Origin of the sequence: Haloechinothrix alba, from assembly GCF_900188115.1 — a bacterium.
GTDB lineage: Bacteria > Actinomycetota > Actinomycetes > Mycobacteriales > Pseudonocardiaceae > Haloechinothrix > Haloechinothrix alba.
On record NZ_FZNW01000004.1, the window covers coordinates 137,545 to 155,375 of the forward strand.

General features: G+C 68.5%; 20 protein-coding genes. 8 read left to right on the forward strand and 12 right to left on the reverse strand.

Annotation, left to right across the window (positions count from 1 at the left end; translation table 11 throughout):
- Positions 1–56: 56 nt before the first annotated feature.
- From CHB84_RS04580 to CHB84_RS04590, 3 genes are all read left to right on the forward strand, one after another.
- Positions 57–422, forward strand: a complete 366-nt coding sequence (locus CHB84_RS04580) for a hypothetical protein (RefSeq protein ID WP_141134565.1) — start codon at positions 57–59, stop codon at positions 420–422.
- A 224-nt stretch (positions 423–646) separates the two neighbouring features.
- Positions 647–1,939 carry an amidohydrolase gene (locus CHB84_RS04585; RefSeq protein ID WP_089300222.1) on the forward strand — a complete coding sequence of 431 codons (1,293 nt, stop codon included), beginning with the start codon at positions 647–649 and terminating at the stop codon, positions 1,937–1,939.
- A 118-nt stretch (positions 1,940–2,057) separates the two neighbouring features.
- Positions 2,058–2,375, forward strand: coding sequence for a hypothetical protein (locus tag CHB84_RS04590; protein ID WP_245818554.1), 318 nt, complete (start codon positions 2,058–2,060; stop codon positions 2,373–2,375).
- A 125-nt stretch (positions 2,376–2,500) separates the two neighbouring features.
- Here the strand turns inward: CHB84_RS04590 and CHB84_RS04595 are convergent, their stop codons facing one another.
- Complete coding sequence (locus CHB84_RS04595; protein WP_089300223.1) at positions 2,501–2,953, reverse strand: gamma-glutamylcyclotransferase family protein; 453 nt, start codon at positions 2,951–2,953, stop codon at positions 2,501–2,503.
- A gap of 140 nt (positions 2,954–3,093) precedes the next feature.
- Between CHB84_RS04595 and CHB84_RS04600 the strand changes: the two genes are divergently transcribed.
- Both CHB84_RS04600 and CHB84_RS04605 read left to right on the forward strand, forming a co-directional pair.
- Positions 3,094–4,497, forward strand: a complete 1,404-nt coding sequence (locus CHB84_RS04600) for an NAD(P)H-quinone dehydrogenase (RefSeq protein ID WP_089300224.1) — start codon at positions 3,094–3,096, stop codon at positions 4,495–4,497.
- A 154-nt stretch (positions 4,498–4,651) separates the two neighbouring features.
- Entirely contained in the window at positions 4,652–6,406 is a 1,755-nt protein-coding gene (locus tag CHB84_RS04605; RefSeq protein WP_245818555.1) for a glycerol-3-phosphate dehydrogenase/oxidase, read from the forward strand.
- Between the two features lie 24 nt (positions 6,407–6,430).
- Here CHB84_RS04605 and CHB84_RS04610 read toward each other — a convergent pair whose 3' ends face one another.
- From CHB84_RS04610 to CHB84_RS04620, 3 genes are all read right to left on the reverse strand, one after another.
- Positions 6,431–6,976 carry a GNAT family N-acetyltransferase gene (locus CHB84_RS04610; RefSeq protein WP_089300225.1) on the reverse strand — a complete coding sequence of 182 codons (546 nt, stop codon included), beginning with the start codon at positions 6,974–6,976 and terminating at the stop codon, positions 6,431–6,433.
- A 43-nt stretch (positions 6,977–7,019) separates the two neighbouring features.
- Complete coding sequence (locus CHB84_RS04615) at positions 7,020–7,448, reverse strand: DUF1707 SHOCT-like domain-containing protein (protein WP_089300226.1); 429 nt, start codon at positions 7,446–7,448, stop codon at positions 7,020–7,022.
- Between the two features lie 83 nt (positions 7,449–7,531).
- The gene (locus CHB84_RS04620; protein WP_089300227.1) at positions 7,532–9,328 is read right to left on the reverse strand and encodes an acetyl/propionyl/methylcrotonyl-CoA carboxylase subunit alpha; all 1,797 of its coding nucleotides are present in this window, start codon (positions 9,326–9,328) and stop codon (positions 7,532–7,534) included.
- Between the two features lie 347 nt (positions 9,329–9,675).
- Between CHB84_RS04620 and CHB84_RS04625 the strand changes: the two genes are divergently transcribed.
- Positions 9,676–10,110, forward strand: coding sequence for a hypothetical protein (locus tag CHB84_RS04625; protein WP_217898467.1), 435 nt, complete (start codon positions 9,676–9,678; stop codon positions 10,108–10,110).
- Between the two features lie 69 nt (positions 10,111–10,179).
- Here CHB84_RS04625 and CHB84_RS22265 read toward each other — a convergent pair whose 3' ends face one another.
- From CHB84_RS22265 to CHB84_RS04665, 8 genes are all read right to left on the reverse strand, one after another.
- Positions 10,180–10,956, reverse strand: coding sequence for a M73 family metallopeptidase (locus tag CHB84_RS22265; RefSeq protein WP_141134566.1), 777 nt, complete (start codon positions 10,954–10,956; stop codon positions 10,180–10,182).
- A 58-nt stretch (positions 10,957–11,014) separates the two neighbouring features.
- The gene (locus CHB84_RS04635) at positions 11,015–12,259 is read right to left on the reverse strand and encodes a WXG100 family type VII secretion target (RefSeq protein WP_089300229.1); all 1,245 of its coding nucleotides are present in this window, start codon (positions 12,257–12,259) and stop codon (positions 11,015–11,017) included.
- A complete protein-coding gene (locus CHB84_RS04640; RefSeq protein WP_089300230.1) occupies positions 12,259–12,549 on the reverse strand; it encodes a hypothetical protein in 291 nt (96 codons plus the stop codon). Before CHB84_RS04640 ends, CHB84_RS04635 begins: the two co-directional genes overlap by 1 nt.
- Positions 12,546–12,866, reverse strand: a complete 321-nt coding sequence (locus CHB84_RS04645; protein WP_245818556.1) for an SAV_915 family protein — start codon at positions 12,864–12,866, stop codon at positions 12,546–12,548. The genes CHB84_RS04640 and CHB84_RS04645 overlap by 4 nt, the downstream gene beginning before the upstream one ends.
- Before the next feature lie 107 nt (positions 12,867–12,973).
- Positions 12,974–13,606 (reverse strand): Maf family protein, encoded by a 633-nt coding sequence (locus CHB84_RS04650; protein ID WP_089300231.1) that lies wholly within the window; start codon positions 13,604–13,606, stop codon positions 12,974–12,976.
- Between the two features lie 28 nt (positions 13,607–13,634).
- A complete protein-coding gene (locus CHB84_RS04655) occupies positions 13,635–14,150 on the reverse strand; it encodes a DinB family protein (protein WP_089300232.1) in 516 nt (171 codons plus the stop codon).
- Between the two features lie 127 nt (positions 14,151–14,277).
- Positions 14,278–14,523 (reverse strand): acyl-CoA carboxylase subunit epsilon, encoded by a 246-nt coding sequence (locus tag CHB84_RS04660; protein WP_089300233.1) that lies wholly within the window; start codon positions 14,521–14,523, stop codon positions 14,278–14,280.
- Between the two features lie 22 nt (positions 14,524–14,545).
- Positions 14,546–16,195, reverse strand: a complete 1,650-nt coding sequence (locus tag CHB84_RS04665) for an acyl-CoA carboxylase subunit beta (RefSeq protein WP_089300234.1) — start codon at positions 16,193–16,195, stop codon at positions 14,546–14,548.
- Between the two features lie 81 nt (positions 16,196–16,276).
- Here CHB84_RS04665 and CHB84_RS04670 point away from each other — a divergent pair, with 81 nt between their 5' ends.
- Positions 16,277–17,122: a biotin--[acetyl-CoA-carboxylase] ligase gene (locus CHB84_RS04670; RefSeq protein ID WP_089300235.1), complete on the forward strand. Its 846-nt coding sequence runs from the start codon at positions 16,277–16,279 to the stop codon at positions 17,120–17,122.
- A gap of 180 nt (positions 17,123–17,302) precedes the next feature.
- Positions 17,303–17,821, forward strand: coding sequence for a PH domain-containing protein (locus CHB84_RS04675; RefSeq protein WP_089300236.1), 519 nt, complete (start codon positions 17,303–17,305; stop codon positions 17,819–17,821).
- The last annotated feature ends 10 nt before the right edge of the window (positions 17,822–17,831 follow it).

The window sequence follows — 17,831 nt, forward strand, 5'->3', positions numbered from 1 at the left end:
GAACGTGGGGCACAGGAACCGGACCGGAAGGCAGCGTGATGACGAAGGTGCGCGGCGTGGCGTTCACGCTACTGCTCGTCGGAGTGATCGCCGCGCTGGTGCCGACGCTCGGGCTGGCAGGCCCCGAGGAGCATACCGTGCGGGGCACGCCGAGCGCGGCCAGTGACCCGGAGGTCGTGGCCGAGCAGGCCGAGGAGCAGGCCCGTGAGCAGGCCGGGGAACAGGCCCAGGAGCAGGAGCAAGACCAGGACGAGGACGGCACCGGCGAGGAGGGCGCTCCGAACGAGGGGCCGCGCCTCGATCCCAACGCGAAGGACAGCGACGACAAGCTCATCGTCGGGGGAGCCGCGGTGTTGCTGCTCGGCATCGTGCTCTGGGGCCGGCACGTCCGCTCCGAACGCCGGAACCCGTCGAGCGGCTGATCACCGTCGGGCTGCGGTCCTACGTTACCGCGCGAGCGAACTCTGCGTAACCATTCGCCGCATTCGAGCGACCGGCTGTCTCGTCGCTACGTGAATCGGCGCACAACCCGCTCCGGCGTCATGCACAATGAGTGGCAAATGCGTACCACCATGACTGCCCCTCGATCTGCGTTGCCTCCGCAGACTTCGCGCGCCGTCGTCGGTTCCGGCTGTGGAGGTGGCCAATGACAGTTGCGTTCTCGCGGCCAGAGGTGCCCGGTGACCGTGGCGACCAGCAGGCCATCACCGATGCCTCGCTCGACGGTGCGATCACGGCGAGCGGTGTCAGCATGGCGTCCGTGCCGGATCTCGCCGCCGGGCGCGGACCGGACTGGCTGGAGCAGAGCTTGACGCGCAGCGTGTCCGATGTCGTCGCCTGGCGCAGGCATATTCACGCCAACCCGGAGTTGTCCAACAGGGAGTACGGCACCACCGAGCTCGTCGAGTCGGTGCTGCGTTCGCTCGGCCTGCGGCCGACCGTGCTCTCCGGCGGGACCGGCGTCGTCTGTGACATCGGTAGCGGCGACACCTGTGTCGCGCTGCGGGCCGATATGGACGCGCTCCCGATCACCGAGGCCACCGGTCTCCCGTTCGCGTCGTCCGTGGACGGTGTCGCGCATGCCTGCGGGCACGACGCGCACACGGCGATCCTGATGGCCACGGCGATGGCGCTGACCGCTGCCCCCGAGCTGCCGGTCAAGGTGCGCCTCATCTTCCAGCCCGCGGAGGAGGTCATGCACGGCGGCGCGCTGGACGTGATCTCGGAGGGCTGGCTGGACGGGGTCGACCGGATCTTCGCCCTGCACTGTGCGCCGCACCTTCCGGTCGGCACGATCGGGTCCCGTACCGGTGCGGTGACCTCGGCTGCCGATCTCGTCACGCTGCGACTGAGCTCGCCGGGAGGGCACACCGCGCGCCCGCACCTGACAGCCGACCTGGTGCACGCGCTGGGCACGGTGGTCACGGGACTGCCCGGCGTGCTGTCCAGACGGGTCGACCCCCGCTCCGGGACGGTGCTGACCTGGGGATCGGTGCATGCCGGGGATGCGCCGAACACGGTGCCCGAGCACGGCTCGTTGCTCGGCACGTTGCGTACGGCAGACCGAGAGGTCTGGCGCGAGCTGGAGCCGCTCGTGGCCTCCGCGGTCGAGGCGCTGGTCGCGCCGACAGGGGTCGAGCTCGACTTCGACTACCGGCGTGGCGTGCCGCCCGTTGTCTGCGACGAGGACAGTACCGCGCAGCTGCGCGCGGGTGCGGCGGCGGCGCTGGGCTCGGACGCGCTCGTCGACATCGAGCAGTCCTCCGGAGGGGAGGACTTCGGCTGGTACCTCGAACACGTTCCGGGGGCTTTCGCCCGTCTGGGAGTCTGGCCGGGCCACGGTCCGGTGCGGGACATCCACCAGGGGACCTTCGAGCTGGATGAGCGCGCGCTGCTGGTGGGTGTCCGCACGCTCGTGCACACCGTCCTCGCCTCCTAACCGCGTCGGGCGCCCCGGCACCCCGAGCTGGGCGCTTCAGCGGCTACGACGGCGCGGTTGTCCACGGATGTTCGTCCGGTACTCCCGGCCGACCCGCTGCACGGGCGGATTGGAGGGCGTGGACGACCTCGTTGCCGACCCCCTGCACGGTTGCGATGCCGCCGAACCGGCACCCGTACACGTACAGGTGCCCTACGACCGGTGGCCCGCTCGCCGCTCGGGTGTCGTGCTGCATCACGGGCCCACGGAGCCGGGGGATGTCGTCGAGCTGTCCGCTCTACCGGTGCACGCGGTGGACAGGGCGCTGACCGACCTGCTGTGCGGGCGTTCGGCAAGGACGGCTCTGGCCTGTTGTGATCAGGCGCTGGCCACGGTCGTGCTCGTGCGGCGGACGCGGCGCGGGAGGAAGACCTGCGGTGTCGCGGATGGCTCGTAGTACGGGCAACGGCAGCCGATCTCGCCGAGCCGTCGCGCCTGCTGGCCGAGCGGCGGGCGGCGTTCCGGCACCGAGGACTGTAGCCGCGCCCGACACGGGATGCCGGAGCGCCCGACACGGTGCGTTCAGGGGCCGATCCCGATACACGGCCGGGTACGCAGGTTGGCCACGTAATCGGCGGGCGCGCCCGCGGCCTCGGCCGCGTCGGCCAGCATGCCGAGATAGCGCGCCGACGGCAGGCCGCCCTCGTAGGCGTCCAGCACGTAGAACCAGGCGAGCACGTCACCTTCCATCGTCTGCACGCGCAACCGGATCTTGTTGTGCAGGAACAGCTCCCCGCCTTCCCAGCGGTCCAGCCTGTCCTCGTCGAACGTGCTGACGTCGTAGAGCACGACGAACACCCTGGACTCGGGGTCCTCGACGATGGTGGCGAGAGCTCCTTCCCACCCGACGTCCTCTCCTCCGAACGTCAGGCGCCACCCCTCGAGCCAGCCGGTGCCGGCAAGGGGAGACAAGGGTGCGCGCTCCATCATCTGCGCGGGATCCATGTTGGATCCGTAAGCGGCGTAAAGAGGCACGGTCGACAGCCTAGTAGCTCGTTGATCATCGGCGTGCGGGAACTGTGTGTTCACGGTAGCAGCGCCGTGGGTGCCGAGCACGTTCAGGCGGCCGCCACGTACGGTGGCAGTGGCTCAGATTGTCGAGCGGAGGAGGCCGCGTGACCAGGATCGTGATCATGGGTGGTGGGCCCGCAGGCTACGAGTCGGCGCTGGTCGCCGCCCAGCATGGTGCTGACGTGACCGTGATCGACCAGAACGCACTCGGCGGCGGTTGTGTCCTGTACGACTGTGTGCCGTCGAAGACACTCATCGCCACGTCGGGCGCGCGAGCCGGGCTGCACGGTATGGGTGAGCTGGGGGTGTCGCTGGACCTGGACAACGTCACGGTCGACAACCACGTGGTGCACGGCCGCGTCAAGGGCCTCGCGCTCGCCCAGTCGGCCGACATCAAGGCACGGGTCCAGCGTGAAGGCGTGCGGGTGCTCACCGGCACCGCCCGGCTGTGCGACGCCGAACCGGGTCTGGCCGTCCACGAGGTCGAGGTGACTGTCGACGGCGGCGAGACCGAGAGGCTCACCGCGGACTTCGTGCTCATCGCCACCGGCGCGACGCCGCGCGTGCTGCCCGGTGCGGTGCCGGACGGGGAGCGGATACTGGACTGGCGGCAACTCTACGACCTCGACGAGATGCCGGAGCACCTGATCGTGGTCGGGTCCGGCGTGACCGGCGCGGAGTTCGCCTCGGCGTACACCGAGATGGGCGTGCGCGTCACGGTGGTCTCCAGCCGGGACCGCATCATGCCGCACGAGGACGCCGACGCCGCGGCCGTGATCGAGGAGGTGTTCAGCCAGCGGGGTGCCACCCTGGCCAAGCACGCCCGCGCGGAGCAGGTCGAACGTACCGAGAACGGGGTGGTCGTACACCTCAGTGACGGTCGCACGATCGAGGGTAGCCACGCGCTGATGACTGTCGGCTCGGTTCCGAACACCTCCGGCATCGGGCTGGAGACGGTCGGGATCGAGACGGACTCGCGTGGCTTCATCCCGGTCGACCGGGTTTCCCGTACCAGCGCCTCGGGCATCTACGCCGCGGGTGACTGCACTGGGCTGCTCATGCTGGCCTCGGTCGCCAGCATGCAGGGTCGGATCGCGATGTGGCACGCGCTCGGTGAGGGCGTCTCCCCGATCAAGCTCAAGACCGTGGCCGCGAACGTGTTCACCCACCCGGAGCTGGCCACGGTGGGCATCAGCCAGCAGGCGATCGACGCGGGCGAGGTACCGGCCCGCACGATCATGCTGCCGCTGGCGACCAATCCGCGCGCGAAGATGGAAGGGCTCCGGCACGGGTTCGTGAAACTGTTCTGCCGGCCGGCCACCGGAGTGGTCATCGGGGGCGTCGTGGTGGCCCCGATGGCCAGCGAGCACATCCTGCCCATCGCCCTTGCCGTGCAGAACCAGCTCACCGCACACGACCTCGCGCTGACCTTCGCGGTGTACCCCTCGCTGTCCGGCTCGCTGACCGAGGCCGGGCGGCAGCTCATGCGGCACGACGACCTGGACTAGGGGTCGGCGGCAGGACCAGAGCGTGCCGCGTATCAGCGGGCAGGCGCGAGCAGTCCGAACCGGACGTGTCATACACCGTGCGCGGGGTAATCCGGGCACACGCGTGCGCGCAGGGTTACCGTGACACCATCGTTGACGTCGAGAGGAGCGCGCGGTGGGCAGGCAAGCGCGTACGGCCAGCTGGTCGGGAATAGGTCGCCTGGGCGTCGTGGACCGGGAGGACGCGTGGCAGCGGCTGGGTAAGGAGTCCTTCGATCTCGTCGTGATCGGTGGCGGCGTGGTCGGTGCGGGGACCGCGCTGGATGCCGCCACCAGGGGGCTGCGGGTCGCGCTTGTAGAAGCGCGTGACCTCGCGTCGGGGACGTCGAGCCGCTCGAGCAAGCTCGTGCACGGTGGTCTGCGGTACCTGGAACAGCTGGAGTTCTCCCTGGTGCGCGAAGCGCTCGCCGAACGGGAGCTGATGCTCACCAAACTGGCTCCGCATCTGGTCAAGCCCGTCAGCTTCCTGTACCCGCTGACACACAGGGTGTGGGAGCGTCCTTACACTGCGGCGGGGCTGTTCCTGTACGACACGATGGGCGGGGCCCGCTCGGTTCCCGGGCAGAAGCACCTGACCCGGGCGGGTGCGCTGCGGATGGTCCCCGCGCTCCGGCGGGACTCGCTGGTCGGGGGCATCCGCTATTACGACGCGCAGGTCGACGACTCGCGGTACACGATGATGCTGGCACGCACGGCCGCCCGCTACGGAGCCGTGGTACGTACCTCGACCCAGGTCGTCGACTTCCTGCACGAGGCCGACCGGGTTTCCGGCGTGCGCGTCCGGGATGTCGAGGACGGCCGGGAAGTGGAGGTCCTCGCGGGTGCGGTCGTCAACTGCACCGGGGTGTGGACCGATGAGCTGCAGCAGCTCTCGGGTAGTCGAGGCCGTTTCAGGGTGCGGGCCAGCAAGGGTGTGCACGTGGTGGTCCCGCGCGACCGGATCGTCTCCGAGTCGGGCATGATCCTGCGCACCGAGTCGTCGGTGCTGTTCGTGATCCCGTGGGGCAATCACTGGATCCTGGGCACCACGGACAGCGACTGGCGGCTGGATCTCGCGCACCCCGCGGCCACCAAGCAGGACATCGACTACATCCTCGGTGAGATCAACGCGGTACTCGCCACGCCGCTGACCCACGACGACATCGAGGGCGTCTATGCCGGGTTGCGCCCGTTGCTTGCCGGGGAGAGCGAGGAGACGTCCAAGCTCTCCCGCGAGCACGCCGTCGCGCGGGTGGCTCCCGGCCTGGTCGCGATCGCGGGTGGCAAGTACACGACCTACCGGGTCATGGCGGCCGACGCGGTCAACGCCGCCGCGATCGATCTGCCGACGAGGGTGCAGCCCTCGATCACCGACAAGGTACAGCTGCTGGGGGCGGACGGGTATCACGCGCTGGTCAACCAGGCCGACCGGTTGGCGGCGCAGTACGGTCTGCATCCGTACCGGCTGCGTCACCTGCTGGACCGGTACGGGGCGCTGGTGCACGAGCTGCTGGCGCTGGCCGAGAACGAGCCGGAATGGTTGCGCCCCCTCGAGCACGCACCGGACTACTTGCGTGTGGAGGTGGCGTACGCGGTCAGCCACGAGGGTGCGCTGCACCTGGAGGATGTCCTCGCGCGGCGCACCCGGATCGCGATCGAGTGCCCGCACAGGGGTGTGGACTGCGCTCGCCAGGTCGCCGAGATCATGGCTGGGATACTCGGATGGTCCGGTAAGACCACCGAGCGAGAGGTGGAGACCTATGTCGCGCGGGTGGCAGCCGAGCGCGACTCGCAGTCCCAGCCCGACGACGAGGCCGCGGACGCCAGCAGGCGGGTAGCCCCTGATGTTCGCCCGCACCTGGACGCGCTCGACGTGGGCACGCAGCGTTGACCCCGCGTCGGCAGGCTCCGGCGCTCAGCCGTCGGTGGACAGCCGGGACCAGACGAGCAGGTCCTCGGGCTTGTCGTCGATGACGATGGCTTCGCGAAGGGTGCCGTCCAGGGTGAAGCCGCACTTCTCGGCTACCCGCCGCGAGACCTGGTTGCTCGCCGCGTGCTGGTAGGAGATGTGGTGCAGCCCGAGCCCGCCGTAGGCGAACCGCAGCACGGCCTGGATCGCGGGTGTGATGATGCCCTTGCCGCGGTGCGCGGGATGGGTCCAGCAGCTGAGCTCGGCTGTCCGGTCAACGGGATCGATGTTCTTGAGATCCACCTCGCCGAGCAGGGCCCCGGTGGTCTGGTCGGCGACCACCCAGGTGTAGCGCTCGTCACTGGCCCACTCCCGCTCGCGGGTGCGAATGTAGTCCGTAGCGGTGTCCAGGTCAGCGATGCGAGAGCTGCGGTACCGCTGCGTCTCGGGGTCCGCGAAGGCTTCGAGCAGGGCCGGACGGTCGTCGATCCGGTCGTCCGCGCGTAGCTGGCGAAGGTAGTACGTTCCGGCGTTGATCTCAACGGGCTCCACGCGTCCGACGCTACTCGCTGCCCGCGGCGGGTGTGCGCGCCGGTCAGCGCGCGCCCGGCCGGCCGCGCCCGTTCGCGGCGCCGACCAGCAGGGCCACCGCGACAGGGATCAGGAACACCAGGAACATGCCTCGGGCGATGGTGAAGTACAGGACGATGGCCAGGATCGCCGAGAGCGGCACGGCGCTGGATGCCAGCCACGCGCCGGGGGAGCGGGCCGGGCGCGTGGCTGGCGCGTTCTCGGCCGGTTCCCGTCGTTGCGCGGGGCGATCCAGCACGGCGGGCCGGGGCCGGGGCAGGTCGACGAAAAGCTCGGCGAGCTCGCCGAGCGTCTTGATCGTGGTGACGCGAGCCGACCGCTCGCCGTACTCGTCGATGTCCAGCCGCCCGTCGCGCACGTGCTCGCTCAGCGCGTCGAGCGCTTCCTGCCGGTCAGCATCACTGATCCGGAACTCGGGTAGGTCCGGGTCCACACCGCGATCCTACGGGTGCTGAATGACGCTTTCAGTCCATCAGCGGGACTGAAAGCGTCATTCAGCACAACACTGCTGGGTGGTCAGTCCTGGATCTCGCAGAGCACGGTGCCCTGGTTGACGGTCTCGCCGATCTCGAGCGACAGGCCGGTGACCGTACCGGACTTGTGCGCGTTCACCGGGTTCTCCATCTTCATCGCCTCGAGCACCACGACGAGCTCGCCTGCCTCCACCTGCTGGCCTTCGGAGACGGGAAGCTTCACGATCGTGCCCTGCATCGGCGCGGTCACGGCGTCGCCGGATACCGATGCCGACTTGCCGGTGGAGCGCTTACGTGGCTTGGTCTTGGTCGCTGTCCCGTTGCTGCTGCCCGATCCGCCGAAGTCGCTCGGCACCGAGACCTCGAGCCTGCGCCCGCCGACCTCGACGACGATGTTCCTGCGGGACTGTTCGTCGGAGTCCTCGGCGCCGGCCGCACCGGCCTCGAACGGCTCGATCACGTTGTCGAACTCGGACTCGATCCACCGGGTGTGCACGGTGAAACCGTCCTCCCCGACGAACGCCGGGTCGCGCACGACGGCGCGATGGAACGGCACGACGGTGGCCATACCCTCCGCGACGATCTCGTCGAGGGCTCTGCGGCTGCGCTCCAGGGCGTTCTGCCGGTCGGAGCCGGTCACGATCAACTTGGCCAGCAACGAGTCGAACTGCCCGCCGATCACAGTGCCCGACTCGACCCCGGCATCGACGCGGACGCCCGGCCCGTCCGGCGGCACGAACCGCGTGACGGTGCCCGGTGCCGGGAGGAAGTTCCGGCCCGCGTCCTCGCCGTTGATCCGGAACTCGATCGAGTGGCCGCGAGGTTCGGGGTCGGCCGTGAAGCGCAACGGCTCACCGGCCGCGATGCGGAACTGCTCGCGAACGAGGTCGATGCCCGTGGTCTCCTCCGTGACCGGATGCTCCACCTGCAGCCTCGTGTTGACCTCGAGGAAGGAGATGGTGCCGTCCTCGCCGACGAGGTACTCGACCGTCCCCGCGCCCCAGTAGGCGGCTTCCTGACAGATCGCCTTGGCGGACTCGTGGATACTGTCCCGCTGCTTGTCGGTCAGGAACGGCGCCGGTGCCTCCTCGACGAGCTTCTGGTGCCGCCGCTGCAGCGAGCAGTCGCGCGTGCCTGCCACGATCACGTTCCCGTGCTTGTCCGCAATGACCTGCGCCTCCACGTGCCGGGGCCTGTCCAGGTAGCGCTCCACGAAGCACTCGCCCCTGCCGAACGCCGCGACGGCCTCCCGGGTGGCCGAGTCGAACATCTCGGGGATCTCCTCGATGGTGCGCGCCACCTTGAGTCCCCGGCCACCACCGCCGTAGGCGGCCTTGATGGCCACAGGCAGGCCGTGCTTCTCGGCGAAGCTCACGACCTCGTCCGCGGACGCCGCCGGGTCCTTGGTGCCGGGCACCAGCGGCGCGTTCGCGCGATCGGCGATGTGCCTGGCGGTTACCTTGTCACCGAGGTCCCTGATGGCCTGCGGGGACGGTCCGATCCAGGTCAGCCCGGCGTCGATCACGGCCTGAGCGAAGTCGGCGTTCTCGGAGAGGAACCCGTACCCGGGGTGGACGGCGTCGGCACCGGAGCGCTTGGCCGCTTCCAGGAGCTTGTCGAAGACGAGGTAGCTGTCCGCCGCCGTCGAGCCACCCAGCGCGAAGGCGTCGTCAGCCAAACGGACGAACGGTGCGTCCCGGTCGGGGTCGGCGTAGACTGCCACGCTGCCCAGGCCGGCGTCCTTCGCCGCCCGGATGACCCGAACGGCGATCTCGCCACGGTTGGCGACGAGTACCTTGGTCACTGGCTGTCTGCCGTGCTCCGGGGCTGTCTCGGGCACGCCCTAACCTCCTCTGTCACGAGCTGTTCATACTCTCTGCAACGAGTCGCCCGTACCGTCTGTGACGAGCCGCTCACACCTGACGTGTATATACATATGTACGTAAGGTCTTGGGGGGAGTTTACGGACTCGTGGCGATTCGTGGATCGAGAGTCTGCTCACGTTCGGCGTGAGACGGGCCATCCCCGACGACCCAGTGTGCCCGCTCGCGCGGGTTCGAGCATCGAACGGGGGAGCGCACATCCCGGTACGCCTCTCGTCCTGTACCCGGAGGTGGGCCGGGGTCGATCTCAGGGGGAGCTGGGGGCGTTACCGGATACCGTGGTCGCCGCCGATGGACGAATGTCGTGGGCATAGCCGATATCAAGAACGTGCGGTGGGCACTCGTGCTCGGGCTGGGCGCGTTCGCCCTGATCCGTCCGGTGCTGAGCATGACCGGAGGTATGGATGCGTTGGGGACGCCGCTCGGTCCCGTCTTGGTGACGGCGGTCATCTCGGTGGTGTGGGTCGCCGCCGTCGTGGTCGCGCGGGTCGCCGAGCCCGTGCTGACCCTCGTGCTCACCGGGATCGCCTACGGTGTCTTCGCCATCGTCCTCAGCGCCGTCCTGTCGCCGATCGTCAGCGGAGAGCTGCAAGGCCCGCTGGCGACATCGTTCGGGTTCGCGGTCGTCCCCGTGCTCCTCGTCAACGCGCTGTGGGGAGCCGTCGCAGGCGCCATCGCACTTGTGCTCACCGGGCGCAGGCGTGAGCAGGGGCGATCGTCACGTACCGGTCGCCAGTGATGCGTGCGGAACTCTGCTCGAGCTGGGCCAGGTGGGGTATAGCCACTGCACGTCGGTCCGGAGCGTCGGCTAGCGGAAGTCGCCCGCTCGCGCACGTGCGAGCGCAGCTCCGCTGGCGATTTCGTCGCGGGCGTGACGGTGTTCGAGGTAGAAGCCGAGAAGCGCGAGAACGATCGCTGGATCGGCCGACAGCATCTTGCTCTGGATGAGGATTCCGGGAATCCGGCGTTTGCCGTCGCTACGGCGGAACTTGGTTGGCTTGTCGTGTCGCCACACCTTCATCAGTTGACGACGTTCCCATTGGGCGTCCTCGTACCCGAAGACGACGATATAGGGGATTCGGTTGTAGGCGGCGAAGATCATTTGGATGCTTGACCATGGCAAGAAGGACCGAAAAGTCCAGCCGCGATGACAGACCCCTTCACGGGTAACCACGAGGTAGGATCGGAGGAACTTGCTTCGAGTGAGAAGAACGGGAAAGAGGGCGAAATACACTGCCAACGCACCCCACACGTAAGTACTCTCGTGGTCCTGTACAGCGGCGTGGGCGGCACCAGCAGCCAGTAGTCCTGCCAAGCTGGCTGTGAGCAGCAGTGTACGACGGGGCGCATCGTTCGATACAGGAATTATTAGACCCGGTACTCCGTTATCGGTCGTATACGCAGTCAGTTCGTCGACACCTTGCGGGTAGTCGCGAAACCACGCGTGGTAGCCGAGCCACCATATTTGTGCCCCGATGAGCGCGAGGGCAAGCGAATAACTAGCTATCCCGGTCTCCCCAGTGGAATACCCGATGACTGCGACAGTCAACGGACCGACGAACAGGAGTAGGGTGATGCTCACCATGTGTTGATAGTGGGGCCATGGAGCCTTCTTGGGCCACACATCCGGCCAGGGTACGAGATCAGAAGACGGCATCCCAGGCATCCTTGGCCCCTCCTGCGACGGCGCTACCGACGTCACTGGCGAAGTCGCCAGTCTGCTCGCCTGCTGTCGCGAGTCCCTCCCCGATTGCTTGTCCGGTCTCGGCAACCGTCTTACCTCCGTCCACGACGGCGTCACCGACGTTGCCCACGCCGTTCTCCCAGAGGGAGTCGACCATGCCCGAGGTGAACACGCCTACTCCCGCGCCGACAACTGTGCCGACGGCGACCCCTACCGGACCACCAACAACAGCACCCACCGCCGCGCCGGCCCCGACCGAAGCCGCGAACCCCGCGCCGCCGGAAGCTACAGCCTGCGCCGGGTCCTTTCCTTGGTGAATGTCGTACGCGATTCCGCCGATGGCGAGCGCGGCCCCGCCACCCTTGACGAACAACTGCGATTTTGCGCGCGCTCTGGCAGATCGCTCTTCCAGGTCTCTCGCGGCGCTGGCACTCGTGGCCTTGCGATTGTTCAGGTAGTCCTGTTGATCGTAAAATGCCGTTCGATTGTAAACGACCTCTGTGTACGAACGGTTGAGATGTCGTAGTGCCTGAGCGGCGTCGTTGCGATAGAATTGTGCCCGGTCAAACAAGTGCGAAGAATAGGCAGCACTCGCAGCGGCCATGGTCTCCGTCGCGATGTCCGCCACCGTGAACCAGGCTTTCGTGCTCGTGTCGTTGGACGTGTCGTTGAGCTCGTCGACGGCCTGCTGCCAGCTCCGCCGGACGTCTTCGGCGTCCCGCTCGGCCTTCTCGTACGCCTCGACCTTGGCCGCGTGCACTTCCTGTGCCGCGACGGCGTCCTGATGGTCGCGTCGTTCCTGCTGGGTTACACCGTTTCCGGACGGTGCCGGGCCGGGATCCGGCGGGGCGGAACCGGGTGGCTGGATGGTCTGCCCGTCGACGACCAGACCGGCTGAGGCCGCCCTGTTACAGATATCGGCCATATCGTCCTGGGCGCGCTTGAGCGCACCGCCGATGTCCTCGAACTTCCGTGCCATCTGGCGGGCTGCCTCGGCGAAGTCATCGGCCTTGCGCCCGCCGTCGGTCATCTGACCGCGGAAGTTCTCCGAGGCTGGCCCTTCCCATCCCGAGTCGGCGTCGTTGCGCGCGGAGAGGATCTTGGAAGCGCCGTCCTCGATCCCGTCGGCCAGTGAGTCGCGCACCCAGTCGGCCGTGGCCCAGATGCTTTCCGGGTCGCCGTCGATCTTCGTGTCGATGCCCATTACTCCCCCTCGGTCGCGGCGCCTTCCAGTTCCTCGGCGGCGCGGACCTCGTAGTCGGCGTAGTCCACGCCGGCCTCGGCGATGGCCTCGCCCATCGCCTTCAGCCCGAGGACGAGCTGCCCGGCGTTGTCGACGAGCTGGGACACGATGCCGACTATCGCGGGGCCCGCCTCACCCGCGTCCGGGGGATCCGGCACCGACCGGCCGATCTCGTCGAGGTCGCCCCCGGCTTCCTGCAACGTGGCGGCGATGCCGTCCAGCACACCGTCCTCGACACCGTGCCCGCTCATGCCGAGACACTCCCGTGCCGGTGCTCCTCGGGAATGATGACGTCGAGCAGGACCAGGTCGAACGGTTGCACCTGCTGGATGTTGTCCAGGTACGCCGTCGGCAGGACCATCCAGGGCTGCTGCTCGCCGCAGCAGTACTTCAGGCGGTCCATCGCCGAGTAGGCCATCAGCGCCATGCGCCCGTCCCTGGTCCGCCGCAGCTCGACGACGGCCTCCTCCGGGTTCTCGGTGTGCTCGGCCAGCGGCAGGTAGACCACCGGAGGGAACTCCGGCGGGATCGGCGTGTTGCCCGCCTGCTCATCCGGTGAATCGGTCACGGTGTCCCCCTCGAAACGGCGATGTCGGTACCGCGGTTCGCGGGTAGTGCAGCACGGGCGAGGTTGGCGCGGCAACCGGAACCAGCTGACGGTGGGACGCGCCGCGGCTACTCCTGGTTCCGTGGCCGCCACAGGTCGACCACGCGCACGCCGACCTCGGCAAGCAGCGAGCGGGTCAGTGGCAGGCTGATACCGATCACGCTGGAGGGGTCACCGTCGACGCCGTCGACGAACCAGCCGCCGAGCCCGTCGAGGGTGAACCCGCCCGCGACGGACAGTGGCTCGCCGGTGGCGACGTATGCCTCGATTTCGACACCGCTCGGCGCGGAGAAGCGAACGGTCGTCGTCCGGGACTCCACGGCGTCCTTGGTGCGCGCGCCGCCGTCCAGCCGCACAACGGCGTGCCCGGTCAGCAGCTCACCACTGTGCCCTGCCATGCGCTTCCAGCGTTCCCGTGCGACCCGCGGGTCGTTCGGCTTGCCGATCATCTCCCCGTGCAGCGAGAGCATGGAGTCACACCCGATCACGACCGCGTCCGGGTGTTCGGTGGCGACCTCGGCGGCCACGGCATCGGCCTTGGCGGCGGCGAGTGCCGTCACCAGACGCTCGGGGGTGGGGTCTGTCAGGCCTGCGGCCACGGCGTCCTCATCGACGCCCGATACCCGCACGACGGGCTCGACACCGGCATTGCGCAGCACCCCGAGCCGTGCGGGGGAGGCGGAGGCAAGGACGAAACGCACGCGACGAGTGTAGTTCCGGCGGCCCGCGTCAGTCGCCGGTGGTGCCGTCGATCTGCTCGCGCAGGATGTCCGCGTGCCCGGCATGTCGCGCGGTCTCCTCGAGCATGTGGATGTAGATCCACCGCAGGGAGACCTCGCCGAGCCTGCGGTTCGGCACGGTGTGCGACAGCTCGTACCGCGCGGCGATCTCCCGGGATCGCGTGCACTGGCGTTGGTACCGCTCGATCAGGTCGGCTACCGACTCCTCCGGCCCCACCCGGAAGTCCGCGTCCGGGTCGTCCTTGCTCCAGGGCGGCCGCGGTAGCTCGGATCGCGGTGTCTGCGCGAGGACAACCTCGAACCAGCTGAACTCCACCCAGCACAGATGGTTGAGCAGTCCCGCGAGCGTTGTTGCCGACGGCACGAGGCTGCGCCGGGCGTCCTCGCCGGAGACGCCGTGGACCTTGCGCGTGACCGCATCCCGGTAGTAGTCGAGGAAGGTCTCCAGGGTCGTCCGCTCGTCGGCCGTGGCCGCTCGCTCAGCGGTGTCGAGGTCTTGTGCCATGGCCAGACCCTAGCGATCGGGCCGGATCCCGAGATACATCAGTGGCCTGCCGGCCGGACGATCGGCGCATCATCCGACCGGCAGGCCGCCTGGACGGGTGGGTAGCCGCGACGGCCGTCGCGTGCGGTTACTGCGGCCGTGCCGATGCACGCCAGGCACCGGGCCCCGGCCGCAGCGGGCGGCGCAGCCGTGCAGCGGGGTCGGCCCAGCGGGACCACCCGCCGCGTGCGGGTTCGGGTTCCTCCCGTGCGGTGGACCCGCTCAGCGCCACGGTCAGCGCGGCTACCTCGTGATCGTCCGGCCTGCCGCGCACGACACGCAGGTGCGGTCGCCGCGCCTCACCCTCGGTGGTTTCGTTGCCTTCCTCGCTCATGACGTCCTCCGGCTGGTGTGCCCTACAGCGGGATGTTGCCGTGCTTCTTCGGAGGTAGCGATTCGCGCTTCTCGTTGAGGATCGTCAACGAACGCGAGACGTAGCCGCGAGTGTAGGAGGGCGGGATCACCGAGTCCACGTACCCGCGCTCCGCCGCCACGTACGGGTTGCACAGCGTGTCCTCGTACTCCTGGATGAGCTCGCTGCGCAGCGCCTCGACGTCGCGCCCTTCCTGCTCGGCCTCGGCCAGCGTCTTGCGGTAGACGATGTTGGCGGCGCCCTGGGCACCCATCACGGCGATCTGCGCCGTGGGCCACGCCAGGTTCATGTCCCCGCCGAGGTGCTTGGACCCCATCACGTCGTAGGCGCCGCCGTAGGCCTTCCGGGTGATCACCGTGATCTTCGGGACGGAGGCCTCGCAGTAGGCGTAGATCAGTTTCGCCCCGCGCCGGATGATGCCGTCCCACTCCTGGTCGGTGCCGGGCAGGAAGCCGGGCACGTCCACGAACGTCAGCACGGGGATGTTGAACGCGTCACAGGTGCGCACGAACCGCGCTGCCTTCTCGGATGCGTCGATGTCCAGGCAGCCCGCGAGCTGTGTCGGCTGGTTCGCCACGATGCCGACGCTCTGGCCGTCCACCCGGCCGAACCCGACGAGAATGTTGGGCGCGAACAGCGCGTGCACCTCGAGGAACTCGCCGTCGTCGACGACACGCCTGATGACCTCGTGCATGTCGTAGGGCTGGTTCGGCGAGTCGGGCACGAGGGTGTCCAGCTCGCTGTCCTCGTCGGTGATGCCGTCGGCGATGGCCTCGCCCTGCGGGTGCGGCGCGTCGAACACCGGTGGTTCCGCCATGTTGTTCGACGGGAGGAAGGACAGCAGCTCCTGGACGTAGGAGATCGCGTCATCCTCGTCAGCGCCGAGGTAGTGCGCGTTGCCGGACTTGGTGTTGTGGGTCCGGCCACCCCCAAGGTCCTCGAAGGTCACTTCCTCGCCGGTGACCGTCTTGATCACATCAGGGCCGGTGATGAACATCTGGGAGGTCTGGTCGACCATCACCACGAAGTCCGTCAGCGCGGGCGAGTACACGTGCCCGCCCGCGTTGGCGCCCATGATCAGCGAGATCTGCGGTACCACGCCGGAGGCCTTGGTGTTGCGCATGAAGATCTCGCCGTAGAGACCGAGGGAGGCCACGCCCTCCTGGATGCGGGCCCCGCCGCCCTCGTTGATGCCGACGATCGGCCTGCCCGTCTTGATGGCGAGGTCCATGACCTTGACGATCTTCTCGCCGTAGACCTCGCCGAGCGAGCCGCCGAACACGGTGACGTCCTGGCTGAACACGCACACGGGACGGCCGTCGACCGTGCCGTAGCCGGTCACGACGCCGTCGCCGTAGGGGCGTGACTTCTCCTGCCCGAAGTTGGTCGACCTGTGCCTGGCCAGTTCGTCGAGCTCGACGAACGAACCGGGGTCGAGCAACATGTCGATGCGTTCGCGTGCGGTCTTCTTGCCCTTGGCGTGCTGGCGCTCTACCGCGCGCTCTGACCCTGCGTGGACGGCTTCGTGGTTTCGCTGGTACAGGTCGGCGAGCTTGCCGGCCGTGGTGTGGATATCGGCTTTGTCACCGCCCTCCGGCGACGGCGGTCCGATCGGCTCCGTTGCGCTGCTCATAGCCCGCGAGCTTAACCTCGTGCGACGCCACGCGCGGGTGAGAGGTCAGCAATATCACGGAACTCGTTCTACGCTGAGACCATGACGGCACCAGACACGGCACTCGACGGCGAGCGGTTGCGCACGCACCTGGCCGCCCCGAACGGTCCCTATGCCGCTGTCGAGGTTGTGGACAGTACGGGATCGACGAACGCCGATCTGCGGGACGCGGCCGCGCGCGGCGCCGCGGACCTGACCGTGCGCATCGCCGGGGAACAGACCGCGGGCGCAGGCAGGCACTCGCGCACCTGGACCTCGCCTGCCGGCTGCGGTGTCTACCTGAGCGTGCTGCTGCGCCCGGCCGGGGTACCCGTGCGCAACCTCAGCTCGATCGCGCTCGTGGCCGGGCTGGCTGTGCTGGACGTGGCTCGCGAGGCCGGCGTGTCTGCGCACCTGAAGTGGCCGAACGACGTCCTCGTCGGCGACGCGGAGGCCGAGGCCAAGTGCGCGGGCATCCTCTCCGAGATGGTTCCCGAGGCCGACCCGGCACATCCGGCCACTGTGCTGGGAATCGGCGTCAACGTGCACCCGGTTCCCGATGTCACGCCCGGTCCGGGCGCGCTGCCAGCGACCTCGCTGGACGAACACGGTGCGCGCGTCACCGACCGGACGGAAGTGGCGATCACGTTGCTACGGGCGCTGGCCGACCGGGAGAGGCGGTGGCGCGTCTCCTCAGGGGACATCGACGATGCCGGGATGCATTCCGAGTACCGGATGCACTGCCGCACGCTGGGAGAACCCGTCGAGGTCACGTTGCCGGACGGCGCGGTGCTGACCGGCCGCGCCGGAGACGTGGACCCGATCGGCCAGCTCCTGGTGGACTCCGCTGACGGCACCAGGCACACCGTGGTCGCGGGCGACGTCGTCCACGTACGCAGACGCACCTGATCGAGCGATACGCAGCACGGTTCACGCGCTCGTGGCGTGCGCCCGTCTGGCGTAGCCTGTGCACGACCTCGGTACGAAGCCGGGCGAGCGGCACGTCAGGGCACCATATCGACGCCGGCAGGCGTGCGTCGCGACCGACCGGGTCAGAGCGGACACGGACAGATACGGGAGTGTGCGAGCGTGGGCTACCCGAAGGGCATCGTCAGCGAGTCGGAGAAGGTCGTCGAGCACAAGCATCCGCACGTCAAGATGCTTTTCGTGCCGATCCTGACCGGACTCGTCGTACTCGGGGGCGGCGGGTGGCTCGCCGTACTCGCCCGTGATCTCGACGAGCCGTGGGACATGGTGACGCTGATCGCCATCGGTGCCGTCGGGCTGATCGCGCTCATCTGGCTGGTCATCGCACCCATCGCGCGGTGGCGGACCACCCATTTCATCGTCACGACCGAACGAGTGATCTCCCGGGAGGGAGTCTTCAAGCGCACCGGTATCGACATCCCGATGAACCGGATCAACAGTGTGCGGTTCGAGCACTCGCTGGCCGACCGCATCCTCGGCTGCGGCTCGCTGATCATCGAGTCCGCCTCCGAGCAGGCCCTCGAGTACGACGACATCCCCTCGGTGGAGCAGGTCCACTCCGCGATCTACTTCCAGGTCAGCGAGAACGAGTACGCCGACGACCCGACGGAGGACGCCTGAGCCGATCGGG